Source organism: Pandoraea terrigena, from assembly GCF_902459705.1.
In the GTDB taxonomy this organism is placed as follows: domain Bacteria; phylum Pseudomonadota; class Gammaproteobacteria; order Burkholderiales; family Burkholderiaceae; genus Pandoraea; species Pandoraea terrigena.
In genome coordinates this window covers 58,959-74,048 of the sequence record NZ_CABPRU010000003.1, presented here as the reverse complement: position 1 = coordinate 74,048, position 15,090 = coordinate 58,959, and the positions used below count along the sequence as shown (strand labels likewise).

The 15,090-nt window shown below is 63.0% G+C and carries 9 protein-coding genes; 5 read left to right on the top strand and 4 right to left on the bottom strand.

Annotation, left to right across the window (positions count from 1 at the left end):
• Nucleotides 1–205: 205 nt before the first annotated feature.
• Nucleotides 206–841, top strand: coding sequence for a DUF4189 domain-containing protein (locus PTE31013_RS07925; RefSeq protein ID WP_150612288.1), 636 nt, complete (start codon nucleotides 206–208; stop codon nucleotides 839–841).
• Nucleotides 842–940: 99 nt separating this feature from the next.
• Here the strand turns inward: PTE31013_RS07925 and PTE31013_RS07920 are convergent, their stop codons facing one another.
• From PTE31013_RS07920 to PTE31013_RS07905, 4 genes are all read right to left on the bottom strand, one after another.
• Nucleotides 941–3,019 (bottom strand): M3 family metallopeptidase, encoded by a 2,079-nt coding sequence (locus tag PTE31013_RS07920; protein WP_150612287.1) that lies wholly within the window; start codon nucleotides 3,017–3,019, stop codon nucleotides 941–943.
• A 248-nt stretch (nucleotides 3,020–3,267) separates the two neighbouring features.
• Nucleotides 3,268–4,122, bottom strand: coding sequence for a bifunctional methylenetetrahydrofolate dehydrogenase/methenyltetrahydrofolate cyclohydrolase FolD (gene folD / locus PTE31013_RS07915; RefSeq protein WP_150612286.1), 855 nt, complete (start codon nucleotides 4,120–4,122; stop codon nucleotides 3,268–3,270).
• 389 nt (nucleotides 4,123–4,511) lie between these two features.
• A complete protein-coding gene (locus PTE31013_RS07910; RefSeq protein WP_150612285.1) occupies nucleotides 4,512–5,156 on the bottom strand; it encodes a response regulator transcription factor in 645 nt (214 codons plus the stop codon).
• Nucleotides 5,153–7,636, bottom strand: coding sequence for a PAS domain-containing sensor histidine kinase (locus PTE31013_RS07905; protein WP_246174050.1), 2,484 nt, complete (start codon nucleotides 7,634–7,636; stop codon nucleotides 5,153–5,155). Before PTE31013_RS07905 ends, PTE31013_RS07910 begins: the two co-directional genes overlap by 4 nt.
• A 341-nt stretch (nucleotides 7,637–7,977) precedes the next feature.
• Here PTE31013_RS07905 and aceE point away from each other — a divergent pair, with 341 nt between their 5' ends.
• From aceE to lpdA, 4 genes are all read left to right on the top strand, one after another.
• Entirely contained in the window at nucleotides 7,978–10,665 is a 2,688-nt protein-coding gene (gene aceE / locus PTE31013_RS07900; protein WP_150612284.1) for a pyruvate dehydrogenase (acetyl-transferring), homodimeric type, read from the top strand.
• A gap of 97 nt (nucleotides 10,666–10,762) precedes the next feature.
• Nucleotides 10,763–12,421: a dihydrolipoyllysine-residue acetyltransferase gene (gene aceF / locus PTE31013_RS07895; protein ID WP_150612283.1), complete on the top strand. Its 1,659-nt coding sequence runs from the start codon at nucleotides 10,763–10,765 to the stop codon at nucleotides 12,419–12,421.
• Between the two features lie 79 nt (nucleotides 12,422–12,500).
• Entirely contained in the window at nucleotides 12,501–13,082 is a 582-nt protein-coding gene (locus PTE31013_RS07890) for an Ntn hydrolase family protein (RefSeq protein ID WP_150612282.1), read from the top strand.
• Between the two features lie 20 nt (nucleotides 13,083–13,102).
• A complete protein-coding gene (gene lpdA / locus PTE31013_RS07885; protein WP_150612281.1) occupies nucleotides 13,103–14,869 on the top strand; it encodes a dihydrolipoyl dehydrogenase in 1,767 nt (588 codons plus the stop codon).
• The last annotated feature ends 221 nt before the right edge of the window (nucleotides 14,870–15,090 follow it).

Below are 15,090 nucleotides of genomic sequence, written 5' to 3'. Positions count from 1 at the left end.
GAGATGCGCCGCCTGTTTTGTTTTGGGGGAGGCGTTGAGGTATTGTCGCCCGACGACGGCGCGATGGAACGCGGCAACGATGGGCCGACAGCACGGCCATATGGCGGGCAATTTCCCTTCTGCTTGGGGCTTCGTCGGTTCGGGTGATGTGTTCTGATGCGGTATCTATCCCGACCGTTGGAGATCCCGCCGCTGCGGTTCCGTCATGATGAAGTGGTGGCGCTCCTATCCCCTGATGTGCGCGGCATGGCTCGCGAGCCTGCTGGCGATGGCCAGCGCGCCGAGTTTCGCGGCGTCGGCGGTCGCTGCCGTGCGGACCGCGGGCGGGCTCCGGTATGTGTCCGTGACAAACCAGACGTCAATGGCCAAGGCCAAGGTGGCCGCGCTGGAGCGTTGTCGAACCCAACTGGCCTCCGGTCGCCGGGGTGGGCGGTGCGAGGTGTTGATGGCGGGCAACGGGCCGGCGTACTGGGCGGTCGTGCGTGCCGTCAATGGGGAGGTCGGCATCGCGCTGGGTGACACACAGACGTCCGCCGTTCAGGATGCCTTCGTCGTTTGTCAGCGTGCAGGGCGGTGTTCGCTCGATAGCGCGCAGGTTTGGTTCGACAACGGTCAGCGCCCGGGGAGGCGTTTGCCGCCGCCGCGGGCGGCGCCCGCATCGCCCACATCATGCCGGATCCCGACAGGGCAGATCGTTCGCATGCAGACGCGATGCGTCGACGGGGCATGCGTACGAACCTATGAGAACGGGTGCACCATTCGCTTCCAGGCGGCTCGCTGCCTCGACAGGGAAACGAGCCGCTACGTGTGGCGGCCCAACGGCTGCGACGACGATGATTGATGGTGTAGATTCTGGGCCACGCGGGCCACGCGGGCCACAATGCACAACGGGCGCTTGATCGCGCCCGTTGTGCATTGCTCGCTGGCGTCAGTCAAGACGTCAGCTTGCCGACATTCCACTGTGACGCAGCAACGCATCGACTTCCGGAGCACGACCCCGGAAGGCGATAAATGACGCCATTGCCTCGCGACTGCCGCCCACCGCGAGAATTTCATCGCGATAGCGAGTGCCGGTGGCCGTGTCGAGGACCGAGCCGCTGACCTGCGCCGCCTCCTCGAACGCCGCATACACATCCGCGGACAGTACCTCGGCCCACTTGTAACTGTAATAGCCGGCCGCGTAGCCGCCCGCGAAGATATGGCTGAACGTATTCGGCCAACGAGAGAAGTCCGCCTGAGGCATGACGTGCAATCGATCGTTGATGCGTTGTGAAAGCGCCAGCACCGACTCGTTGCCGTGCGGGTCGAAATCGGAATGCAGGTGCATGTCGAAGTCGGAGAAGACCAACTGGCGCAGCATCATCAGACCGCTCTGGAAGTTGCGGGCGGCCAGCATCTTATCGAACAGGGCGCGCGGCAGCGGGGCACCCGTCTCCACGTGGGCCGTCATGTGCTCGAGTACATCCCACTCCCAGCAGAAGTTCTCCATGAACTGGGATGGCAACTCGACGGCATCCCACTCGACACCATTGATGCCCGCGACACCGGCGTCTTCCACTTGCGTGAGCATGTGATGCAGGCCGTGACCGAACTCATGGAACAGCGTGATGACGTCGTCATGCGGCAGTAACGCCGGCTTGGCGCCGACGGGGGCGGGGAAGTTGCACACGAGGTAGGCCACGGGCGTTTGCAGCGTACCGTTGTGCCGGCGCTTGCGTGTGCGCGCACTGTCCATCCATGCACCGCCGCGCTTGCCTTCACGCGCAAACAGATCCATATAGAACTGTGCCACCAGTTCGCCATCGCGCTCGATGCGGAAGAGGCGCACGTCCGGATGCCAGGTTTCGGCATCTTGCGGGCGAATTGTCACGCCGAACAACGTACCGGCAACGCGGAACAGACCGTCGAGCACCTTGGGCAACGGGAAATACTGACGGACTTCCGATTCCGAGAAATCGTAGCGTTGTTGACGCAGCTTCTCCGACGCGTAAGTCGTGTCCCAGGGTTGCAGCGTTTCGATGCCCAGCGACTCGGCCGCGAACGCTTGCAGTTCCGCCCAGTCTTGCTCGGCGTACGGTCGCGCGCGCCGCGCGAGGTCTTCGAGGAACTCGAGGACTTGCGCGGGGGATTCCGCCATTTTTGGCTCGAGCGACACTTCGGCGTAGTTCTTGAAGCCGAGCATGTGGGCTTCCTCACGACGCAGCGCAAGTTGTTCGAGAACGATTTCGGTGTTGTCCCAGTCGACCTCGCCGTTGCCGAATTGCGGGCCGAGTTCCGACGCACGGGTCACGTTCGCGCGATACAACTTTTCGCGAAGTGCGCGGTTGTCGGCATACTGCAGCACCGGGAAGTACGACGGGAAATGCAGCGTGAATTTCCAGCCTTCGAGGCCATCGCGCTGTGCAGCAGCGCGGGCGGCTGCCTTGTCGTCGTCGGGCAGGCCGGCAAGTGCCTGCTCATCGGTCACGACAAGCGAGAATTTGTTGGTGGCATCGAGCACGTGATCCGAGAAACGCTTGGCGAGGCTGGCTTGCGCTTCCTGAATATCGGCGAATCGTGGTTTCTGATCTTCGGGGAGTTCGGCGCCGCCCAATCGGAAGCCGCGCATCTCGTTGTCGAGGATTTTCTTGCGGGCCGGTGAAAGATCGGCGAATTCCTGGCCGGCCGCAATGGCCTTGTACTTTTCGAACAGCGCCAGATTCTGACCGACGCTGGCCGAGAATTCCGTGACGCGCGGCAGATTATCGCTGTAGGCAGCGCGAAGCGACGGGGTGTCAGCGACGGCGTTCAGGTGTCCAATGATTTCCCAGGCACGGCCCAGGCCTTCGGTACCGTCTTCCACGGCGTCGAGAATGTCGGCCCAGGTCGGCGGTGTGGCAGGATCCGCGGCCCGGTCCACAGCCGCCCGCGCTTGCGCCAGGAGCACGTCGACGGCAGGCGTCACATGTTCCGGGCGGATCTCGGCAAAACGGGGGAGTCCCTCGATATCGAGCAGAGGGTTGGTTTGCGGCGTATTCATGCGTTCGTTGTCCACGGGGAGGGGCTTACAAAGAGTGTGGGGGCATCCGGCCCAATTTTCCAGTCGTTTTTTTCAACCGGCACGATTGGGGCAACTGGCGGCGGCATTGCCGACATGCCGTGTCGGGATCGCATTCAACGCGGTTAGGCCGGTATTTCCGGGACACGCTCAAATGTAACGAGGGCGCGCGCGACCCACCGGTCGGGCGCGCCCTGCATGAAGCGCGGTGCTGTGGTCCTGCCTGGCGATCAGGCGTCCAGGGTGCGCTCGGTGGCCTCGATAGTGTTGACGAGGAGCATGGTGATGGTCATCGGACCCACGCCGCCCGGCACCGGTGTGATGTAGCCGGCCACGTCCTTGACGCCGTTGAAGTCGACGTCGCCGCACAACTTGCCCGCGTCGTCACGGTTCATGCCGACATCGATCACCGCGGCGCCCGGTTTGACCATGTCGGCGGTGACGATATTGCGCTTGCCCACGGCCGCGACAATCACGTCGGCGTTGCGGGTGTGGGCGGCCAGATCGCGGGTCTTGCTGTTGCAGATCGTGACGGTGGCGCCTGCCTGGAGCAGCATCATGGCCATCGGCTTGCCGACGATGTTCGACGCACCGATCACCACGGCCACCGCCCCGCGCAGCGGGAAATCCACGGATTCGAGCATCTTCATGCAGCCATACGGCGTACACGGGCGGAACAGCGGTGCTCCCGTCATCAGGGCACCTGCATTCGACACGTGGAAGCCGTCAACGTCCTTTTCCGGCGCAATGGCTTCGAGCACCTTGTGGCTGTCGATGTGTTTCGGCAGGGGCAATTGGACGAGGATGCCGTTGATCTTCGGATCGCGATTGAGTTCATCGATGCGGGCGAGCAGGGCGCGTTCCGTCAGATCGGCCGGATAGCGGTCGAGCGACGAATACAGGCCGTTGTCTTCGCATGCCTTGACCTTGTTGCGCACGTAGACTTGACTGGCCGGATCCTCACCAACCAGCACCACGGCGAGACCGGGTTGATGGCCGCGGGCGGTCAGAGCGGCGGCGCGGGTGGCAACTTCGGCGCGAATACGTTTGGCGAGGGCGTTGCCGTCGATGAGGGTGGCGGTCATGATGCGTGGATATCGTAGGAAGGAAGGGGGCTGGCCCGAAGGGCCGGATATGGCAGCGCCACTCAGGCGGGCGAGCGACGCAAAGACCGTATTATAACGGCGCGCCGCAACGCGCGGGAGGGGGTGGGGCAGGCCGGCGGCCGGACGCAGGGAGGACTGCCCGGCATGGGGGCATTGCGCCGACGAGGCGGTGGCCGTCTCGAGGCCGGTGGCTTCGTGGGAGCCACTGTGCTCAAGAGCGGACGCCACCCGCTACGTGTCCTTGGCGAGCAACGTCATGTCCACACGACCGGTCGCGACGCTACCGGTCGAAGCCCTGACACCCGCTCACTCCGGCGCCTCCGTCCGGCGGCCGGCGCGATGCCGACCCCACGGCGGTCAGCACGCGGTCAGGGGCGAGGCGACGCGCTGGAGCGTTTCGACAGCGCCAGACGGAGCAGGTCGGCAACGGTATTGACGTTGAGCTTCTCCATGATGTTGGCGCGGTGCGCCTCGACGGTCTTGATGCTGATGCCCAGATCGTCGGCAATCTGTTTGTTCAGGCGACCGGCAATAATGCGCTCGAGCACCTGATGTTCGCGACTCGTGAGCTTGGACAGCAAGTCCTCTGCGGCTTGCAACTCGCGTTGGCTGCTGGCGTCCTGTCGCGCTTTCGCGAGCATTCGCTCGACCTGGGCGCGCAGTTCCGCTTCGTCGAAAGGCTTTTCGATGAAGTCCATCGCGCCTTTTTTCATCGTGTCGACCGCCATTGGCACGTCGCCATGGCCCGTCACGAAGATGATGGGAATGTTGAAGCGGTTCTCGACCAGCTTCTCCTGGAGCTCGAGGCCGCTCATGCCCGGCATGCGAACATCCAGAATCAGGCAGCCAAGCTGATGTCCGTTGTAGTGCGAAAGAAATTCCTCGGCGCTGGCAAAGCCTCGCACGTGGTAGCCGTTGGCCTCGAGCAGCCAGCGAAGCGAGTCGCGGACCGCTTCGTCGTCATCGACAACAAAGACGGTTTCTTGTTCGGTAGTGGTATTGGGTGTCGTCATGGTCCTCCCCCGGATCCAGATGTCGTATCGCCTTCCAACGGTAACAGAATACAAAAAGTACAACCATTCCGCACGCCGTCAATGTCATTGTTTTCTACCCACAGACGGCCGTGATGCGATTCGATGATCGAACGGCAGATATTCAAGCCCATGCCCATGCCATCCGATTTAGTACTAAAGAATGGTTCAAACAATCGTTCGATCGTGGCTTCGTCCACCCCAGGGCCGTGGTCCGAGACCTGGAATTCGACCGATTTGTCGCGCCGCTCCACATGCAGGCGCACGCTCAGATCGCGTCGCTGGCCCGGCGGCGGCGTGTAGCCGTGCATCGCCTCGGCGGCGTTCTTGAGCAGGTTCACGAGCACCTGTTCAATCAGCACCGGGTCGACGTTGATCTGCGGCAGTCCCGCGGGCAGCTCGGTTACGATGCGAATGCGGCGCTTGCGCGCTTCAATTTCGGCGAGGCCCACGGCATCGGCCACGATCTCATAGATCGATGACGGTTGGCGCTTTGGTTCGCTGCGTTTCACGAACGCGCGAATCCGTTTGATGATCATGCCCGCCCGCACCGCCTGCTGCGACGTTTTCTCGAGTGCGGGCAACAACGTCTCCGGTGACGTGCGTCCGGCGCGCACCAGCGCCGCAGTACCCATGCAGTAGTTGTTGATGGCCGCGAGCGGCTGGTTCAGTTCGTGGGCAAGCGACGAGGCCATCTCCCCCATCGTCGTCAGACGCCCGGTGAACTGCAGGCGTTCTTCTTCCTGACGGGCCAGCTCTTCCGCGTGACGGCGGGCCGTAATGTCGGTCGCCACCTGCAACTGTGCCAGATGACCGTCCACCCACTGAATATACTGGCGCCGGACTTCGAACCATTTCTGGTGCGTCGGCAGATAGATTTCCTGCGTCTCCGCAGCCGTGTCGGTGAGCGATGCGGCTGGCAACCCGGCAAACCCGTCCACCATGTCGAGGTGATCGAGCGACGTCGGGGAGAGGTCGCCGCCGCCAGACAACTCCAGGTGACCTTCCGGGCGCGTACCGAACAACTGGCGGTAGTATCGGTTCGCGAACAGCAGCTCTGCCTTGTCGACGGCGAGCACCGACACCGACGCGTCGAGGCTCTCGAGCACGGTCGTGAACCGCTCGTGTGCGGCGGCGAGCTCCTCGCGCGCCCGCTTCGGCTCGCTGATGTCGGTCAGCGACGACATCCAGCCGGTCTGGCGACCATGCGCGTCCACGAGCGGCGAGACGAACATGCGCGCGTAGAAGATCGTGCCGTCCTTGCGCTGCACGCGGATTTCGAAGCCGTGCGAGGGGGCCTTGCCGCGCAGTGTCATGTCGATGCGACGCTGCATTTCGTGGATGTCGTCCTTGGGCCAGTACGGGTAAGGTGGCGCCCGATACATGAGATCCGGCTCATCCCAGCCCGTCATACGGCAGAACGCGGGGTTCACGTAAGTGATGTGGCCCTGCAGGTCGAGCACGCGCATGCCGATGACGATGGAGTTCTCCATGGCTCGCCGGAATGACGTCTCGTTGAACAGCGCCTGCTGCGCCTCGAAGCGCTGGCGCGTATGCCGCCAAAGGCTCCAGAGGCTCCAAAGGACAAAGCACGACAAGCCGGCAATCAGCCACACCAGCGTGTTGTTGACGAAATTGCCGACGGCCGGATACGAGTAGATCCGCACCGCCAGACTGTGCCCGGGGGGATCGAGGAGCAACTCATAAGAAACGTCACGCGGCAGCGGCGGGCGTGTCGATGTGGTTGCCAACTCGTTGTTGTGGGTGTCGATGAACGACACCTTGAACTTGTCGCCAAGCTCCTGCGGTAACTCGTGGATCAGCAAGCCTTCCACCGAATACACCGCACTGATCGTGCCAAGGAACTCGCGCTCGCGCAGCACGGGCACCTGCACGACGATGTAGCTTGCCCCCGAGGCGTCGTAGATGAGGGTGGAATAGGCCGAACGGCGCGAATCGCGGGCGGCGCGAAACGCGACCAATAATTCGTCCTCCATCGGATGCTGCGCCGAGCCCTGCAGCCGCGAAGCGAATGGGGAGTCCGCCGGTGCCGCCCACTTGGGGCGCTGCGACGCGTCCAGCCAATTCATGAAGACGATGTCCGCATGATTCTGCATCAGCTCGCTCGCCGTATTCTGGAAGTGCGCCACGTCCTGTGGCTTGGCTGCCGTGTCGCGCGCAAGCGAGCTGATCTGGTCCTGGATGGCCAGCATGTTGAGGCGAATCTGCTGCTGCGCCCAGGCCACGTTCCGGTACAGGGTGTCCTGTTGTTGCTCGGTCTCCCGGCGATTCAGGCTCCACAGGATCAAACTCATCACCACGAGAAAGATGACAATGGAGACGAGCGGGACCAGCAAGTAGTAATGCGACTCCGCGAACCCCTGCAACCAGCGGTTGGAGCGGGCAGACGTAGGGGCGGACCGGGACGGCGGAGCCGAATTGGCAAGGCGTGGCGAAAGCATGGCGAGATTGTAGCGCAGGCCGGCCGGTTTCCCGCTGCATCACCCGTTTGTGCCCGCTTTTCGGAAGCCTCCGATCTTTTGACTAAGACGGCCGCGCAATATGCGATCGAGACCGAGCGGTACGCTCGCAATTCGTGGTGTGATAGCGCCAGCAACCTATTGATTTTATGTGCGCTGCAGCAGAATTCCGTATTATGAAATTTACTATCGTAATCTGAAATTTCGCTTGCGGAGGCAGGAATAACCTTCGTACAATGCCCCGGTAAAAAAGCCGGTGGGCCCGTCCATGAAGCGGGTATCAACCGTTACGCCAACCCGCTAACGACAGACAAGGAGACACCATGTCCGCCGTACCTGAAGAAGCCCTGAAGATCGTGTCCCCTGCGGACGCCGATCCCCAAGAAACGCAAGAATGGCTGGCCTCGCTCGAAGGCGTGCTGGCTGCCGAGGGGCCGGAGCGCGCCCACTACCTGCTCGAGAAGCTGATCGAGTTCGCCCGTATCAATGGCGAGCATCACCCCTTCTCGGCGAACACCCCCTACATCAACACCATCCCGCTCGACCAGCAGGCCTATATCCCTGGCGATCAGGATGTTGAGCACACGATCCGCTCGTACACCCGCTGGAATGCAATCGCGATGGTATTGCGAGCCGGCAAGGACACGAATGTCGGTGGTCACATCGCGTCGTTTGCGTCGGCGGCAACGCTCTATGACGTCGGCTTCAATCACTTCTGGCATGCACCGTCCGAAAAGCACGGTGGCGACCTGGTCTTCGTGCAGGGCCACTCGTCGCCGGGCGTGTACAGCCGCGCGTTCCTGTTGGGCCGTCTGGAAATGACCCAGCTCGAGAACTTCCGCCAGGAAGTGGATGGCGGTGGTCTGTCGTCGTATCCGCACCCGTGGCTGATGCCGGACTTCTGGCAGTTCCCGACGGTGTCGATGGGTCTGGGCCCGATCATGGCGATCTACCAGGCTCGCTTCATGAAATACATCGAGTCGCGCAACGTCGTGAAGACCGACGGCCGCAAGGTCTGGGCGTTCCTCGGCGATGGCGAAACGGACGAGCCGGAATCGCTGGGCGCCATCGGCATGGCCGGTCGCGAGCATCTCGACAACCTCGTGTTCGTGATCAACTGCAATCTGCAGCGCCTGGACGGCCCGGTGCGCGGTAACGGCAAGATCATCCAGGAGCTCGAATCGGAATTCCGGGGGGCCGGCTGGAACGTCATCAAGGTGATCTGGGGCAGCCGCTGGGACGCCCTGCTCGCTCGCGACAAGAAGGGCTTGCTGATGAAGCGCATGATGGAGTGCGTGGACGGCGAGTATCAGACGTACAAGTCGAAGGACGGCGCCTACGTGCGCGAGAACTTCTTCAACACGCCGGAACTGAAGGCGATGGTCGCCGACTGGTCCGACGAAGACATCTGGGCGCTGAACCGCGGCGGCCACGATCCGCACAAGATTTACGCCGCGTACCAGGCCGCCACTCAGCACACGGGGCAGCCGACCGTCATTCTGGCCAAGACCATCAAGGGCTATGGCATGGGCGAGGCCGGTCAGGCCATGAACATCACACACCAGCAGAAGAAGATGCCGGTGGATTCGCTCAAGAAGTTCCGCGACCAGTTCAAGCTGCCGATCTCGGATGACGAGATCGCCGACGTGCCGTACCTGAAGTTCGAGGAAGGCTCGAAGGAACTGGAATACATGCGTGCACGCCGCATGGAGCTGGGGGGGTACCTGCCGCAACGCCGCACCAAGGCCGCATCGCTGCCGGTGCCCGCGCTGAGCGCATTCGATGCACTGCTCAAGGCGACCGCCGAAGGCCGTGAGATTTCGACGACGATGGCGTTCGTGCGTATCCTCAACGTGCTGCTCAAGGACAAGGCGCTGGGCCAGCGTATCGTGCCGATCGTGCCGGACGAGTCGCGTACCTTCGGGATGGAAGGCCTGTTCCGCCAGATCGGTATCTGGAGCCAGGTCGGCCAGCGTTACATCCCGCAGGATCAGGATCAACTGATGTTCTACAAGGAATCGGAGAACGGTCAGATCTTGCAGGAAGGCATCAACGAAGCTGGTGGCATGTGCGACTGGATCGCAGCCGCAACGTCGTATTCGACGCACGGCGAGACGATGATCCCGTTCTACATCTTCTACTCGATGTTCGGTTTCCAGCGCATTGGCGATCTGGCCTGGGCGGCCGGCGACATGCGCGCTCGCGGTTTCCTCGTTGGCGGCACGGCCGGTCGTACGACCCTGAACGGCGAAGGTCTCCAGCACGAAGACGGCCACTCGCTGCTGTGGGCGTCGTCGATTCCGAACTGCCTGCCGTACGATCCGACGTTTGCATTTGAGCTCGCCGTGATCGTCCAGGACGGCCTGCGTCGCATGGTGCAGGATCAGGAAGACGTTTATTACTACCTGACCGTGATGAACGAAAACTACGCGCATCCGGCCATGCCGGAAGGCGTGGAGCAGGACATCCTGAAGGGGATGTACGCGTTCCGTCGCGGAGTGGACGACAGCAAGGCACCGCGCGTGCAACTGCTGGGGTCGGGCACGATCTTCAATGAAGTGATTGCCGCTGCCGAAATGCTCAAGAACGATTGGGGCGTCGAATCGGATCTGTGGGGCTGCCCGAGCTTCACGGAGCTTGCCCGCGAAGGCAACGATGTGGCGCGCTACAATCTCCTGCACCCGACCGGGACGGCACGTTTGTCGCATGTCGAGACGTGCCTGAACGACACCCGTGGTCCGGTCATCGCATCGACCGACTACATCCGTACGTACGCCGATCAGATTCGTCCGTTCGTGCGGGGTCGTTATGTGGTGCTCGGCACCGACGGCTACGGTCGTTCGGATACGCGTGAGAAGCTGCGCCACTTCTTCGAGGTGGATCGTAACTGGGTCACGGTCGCTGCCCTCAAGGCATTGGCTGACGAAGGCACGCTGCCGGCGAGCAAGGTCGCCGAAGCGATTGCCAAGTACAACCTGGATCCGAATAAACCCAACCCGATGACCGTCTAAAGGCCGCTTCGCGCGGCGTGTGCGACCGCCCGCCGCCCCCCCGGCGGCGGCGGGTTCGCGCCGCGCGTCAAGTGCAGCCTCGAGGAGACTGTGGAAAATGAGTCAAGTGATCGAAGTGAAAGTCCCGGATATCGGTGACTTCAAGGACTTGCCCGTCATCGACGTGCTGGTCAAGGCGGGCGACAAGATCGATGCCGAGCAGGCCCTGATCACGCTGGAATCGGACAAGGCCACGATGGACGTGCCGAGCCCGGCGTCCGGCGTCATCAAGGCGTTGAGCCTGAAAGTCGGCGATGAAGTCTCCGAGGGTTCGCTCATCCTGATGCTCGAGACGGCTAATGGCTCGGGCGCTCAGGTGAATTCGGCCGTGGCGCCCGCGCCGGCCCCAGCGGCGGCACCCGCGCCGGTGCCGGCCGCAGCACCTGCCGCCCCGGCCGCCATCGGTGGCGCCAGCAAGATCGACGTCAAGGTGCCGGACATTGGCGGTTACGACGACGTGCCCGTGATCGACGTGCTGGTGCAGGTGGGCGACACCGTGACGGCCGAGCAATCGCTCGTGACGCTGGAGTCCGACAAGGCATCGATGGATGTGCCGAGTCCGGCCGCCGGCGTGGTCAAGGAATTGAAGGTCAAGGTGGGCGACAAGGTGTCCGAAGGCACGCTGATCGTCGTGCTCGAAGGCGCTGCCGCCGCCGCACCAGTCAAGGCTGCCACCGCAGCGAGTACCCCGGCCCCGGTGGTCCCGAGCGCTACCCCGGCAGCCCCGGCGCCCGTCGTCGCCGCCGCACCGGCTGTCGCGCCTGCGACGCCCGCCGCCGCGCCGGGTCATCCGCCGATCAGCCACGCCAGTCCGTCGGTGCGCAAGTTCGCCCGCGAACTGGGGGTGGATGTCACGCAAGTGAAGGGCACCGGTCCCAAGGGCCGCGTGGTCATCGACGACGTGCGTAACTTTGTCAAGAGCGTGCTTGCGGGCAACCGTCCGGTCGCATCGGGCGGTGCGCCTGCCGGTGGCGGTGAGCTGAACCTGCTGCCGTGGCCGAAGATCGACTTCTCGAAGTTCGGTCCGATCGAGCCGAAGGCGCTTTCGCGCATCAAGAAGCTTTCGGGCGCGAACCTGCACCGCAACTGGGTCATGATCCCGCACGTCACGAACAACGACGAAGCGGATATCGGCGAACTCGAAGCGTTCCGCGTGCAGTTGAACAAGGAGAACGAGAAGGCCGGGGTCAAGGTCACGATGCTCGCTTTCGTCATCAAGGCCTGCGTGATGGCCCTGAAGAAGTTCCCGACGTTCAATGCCAGTCTCGACGGCGACAACCTCGTCTTCAAGCAGTACTTCCACATCGGTTTCGCGGCCGACACGCCGAACGGCCTGGTTGTGCCGGTCGTTCGCGACGCGGACAAGAAGGGCGTGTTCGAAATCGCTCGCGAGACCTCGGAACTGGCGAAGCTCGCCCGCGACGGCAAGCTCAAGCCGGATCAGATGCAAGGCGGGTGTTTCTCGATCTCGTCGCTGGGCGGTATCGGTGGCACGACCTTCACGCCGATCATCAACGCACCGGAAGTGGCCATCCTGGGTCTGTCTCGTTCGTATCAGAAGCCGGTGTGGGATGAGCGCAAGCAACAGTTCCTGCCGCAACTGACGCTGCCGCTGTCGCTGTCCTACGATCACCGGGTGATCGACGGCGCGGAAGCCGCGCGCTTCAATGCCTACCTGGGGCAACTGTTGCACGACTTCCGTCGCGCGATGCTGTAATGGCAGGCACCGCCGGCCGCGCGCAAGCGCAAGCCGGCGGTGCGCGCGAACGCTTCAGGATCTGGACGGGGAGAGCATCATGACCACCGTGGTAGTCGTCAAGAAGGCAGGTGAGATCGCCATTGCCGCCGATTCGCTCGTGACGTTCGGCGATACCCGGCTCTCGCAATCTTACGAGGAGAATCGCAAGGTTTTTCTCGTGGGCGATTCCTATGTCGGCCTGGCGGGCACGACCGCACACTTTCCGGTCATGCGCGCCATTCTCTCGGGCATGGCGGACGAATGCCGTCTGCACTCGCGCGACGAGGTGTTCCGCACGTTCTGCCGCGTCCATCAGAAGCTCAAGGAAGAGTATTTCCTCAACACCAAGGAAGAGGAAGACGATCCGTACGAGTCGTCGCAGATCACTTGTGTGATCGCGAATCCGACAGGCATCTACGGGATTTATTCCTACCGGGAAGTGTTTGTTTTCGATCGGTTCTGGGGGATCGGCTCGGGGCGCAATTTCGCGCTAGGCGCCATGTTTGCCCTCTACGACCAGGATCTGGATGCCAGCGCCATCGCCGAAGCGGGCGTGAAGGCCGGGGCGGAGTTCGACAAGAGTTCCGCCGCCCCGTTTCAGGTCCACACGTTCCCGATCGATACCACCATCAAGTCATAAATGCGACAGGGAGACCCCGCATGAGTCTCATCGAAGTCAAAGTACCGGACATCGGCGCAGAGGGCGTGGATGTCATCGAAGTGATGATCAAGCCCGGCGACAAGATCGCCAAGGATGCATCGCTCATTACGCTGGAGTCCGACAAGGCTTCCATGGAAGTGCCGTCGGAAGTGTCGGGCACGGTCAAGGAAGTGAAGATCAAGGTGGGCGACAAGGCCAGCCAAGGCACGCTGATCGCGCTTGTCGAAGTGGAAGGTGCCGGAGCCGCCAAGGCTGACGCCCCGGCGGCAGCGCCAGTTGCTCCCGCCCCGGCTGCCCCCGCGGCGCAGTCGAACGTCCCGGCCCCGGCGGCGGCCAAGCATAGCGGCGGTGCGGACACCGAGTGCGACGTGCTCGTGTTGGGCGCCGGTCCGGGCGGATACTCGGCCGCGTTCCGCAGTGCCGACCTGGGGCGCAAGACCGTGCTCGTCGAGCGCTACGCCACCCTCGGCGGCGTGTGCCTGAATGTGGGTTGCATCCCGTCGAAGGCGCTGCTCCACACGGCGGCGGTCCTTGAGGAGGCCCAGACGCTCGGCGATCATGGCATCTCGTTCGCGAAACCCGAGATCGATCTCGACAAGCTGCGCGCCCACAAGGAGAGCGTGGTCGGCAAGCTCACGGGCGGTCTGGCCGGCATGGCCAAGATGCGCAAGGTGGAAGTCGTGCGCGGCGTCGGCACGTTCCTCGACCCGAATCACATCGAAGTCGTGGCCGAAGATGGCAGCAAGCGCACAGTGAAGTTCGCGCAGGCGATCATCGCGGCGGGTTCGCAGGCGGTGAAGCTGCCGTTCCTGCCCGAAGATCCGCGCATCGTCGATTCGACCGGCGCGCTTGAGTTGCGCCAACTGCCCAAGAAGATGCTCGTGATCGGCGGTGGCATCATCGGCCTGGAAATGGCGACCGTCTATAGCGCGCTGGGCACCGAGATCGACGTCGTGGAAATGCTCGACGGCCTGATGCAGGGCGCCGACCGCGATCTGGTCAAGGTCTGGGAGAAGATGAACACGAAGCGCTTCGGGCGCGTCATGCTCAAGACCAAGACCGTGGGTGCCGAGGCCAAGGCTGACGGCATCTACGTGAAGTTCGAGGGTGAGGCGGCGCCGACGGAACCCCAGCGATATGACCTCGTGCTGGTCGCCGTGGGTCGCAGCCCGAACGGCAAGAAGATCGGTGCCGAGAACGCGGGCGTGGCGGTGGGCGATCGCGGGTTTATCGCCGTTGACAAGCAGATGCGAACCAACGTGCCGAACATCTTCGCGATCGGCGATATTGTCGGTCAGCCGATGCTGGCCCACAAGGCCGTGCACGAAGCCCACGTCGCAGCGGAAGCGGCGGCAGGCGAGAAGGCTTACTTCGACGCCATCCAGATTCCGTCGGTGGCTTACACCGATCCGGAAGTGGCTTGGGCCGGCAAGACGGAAGACCAGTTGAAGGCTGAAGGCGTGAAGTACGGCAAGGCCGTGTTCCCGTGGGCGGCTTCGGGCCGTGCGATCGCGAACGGCCGTGACGAAGGCTTCACCAAGGTGCTGTTCGATGAAGAGACCCATCGTATCGTTGGCGGTGCCATCGTCGGCACGCACGCGGGCGATCTGATCGGCGAAATTTGCCTGGCCGTCGAGATGGGGGCGGACGCTGTCGATATCGGCAAGACCATTCACCCGCACCCGACGCTGGCCGAATCGGTCGGCATGGCGGCGGAGATTTACGAAGGGGTGTGCACCGACGTCCCGCCGGCTCGCAAGAAGTAAATCGCGTCGGTGTCCGGTGTGTGCCTCGGACCATTCCGGCGGCATGCGCCGAATGCACTCGATGTGACGGCTGTCCGCCATGCCTTGTTTGAGGTGATGGCGGAGGCCCAAACAAAAACCGCCATTTCATTCCGAGATGGCGGTTTTTTTCGTTTCGGCAACGTCGTCGACTGCCCAAAAAACGAAAAACCCGGCGCGAGGCCGGGTTCGTACGGTAGCGT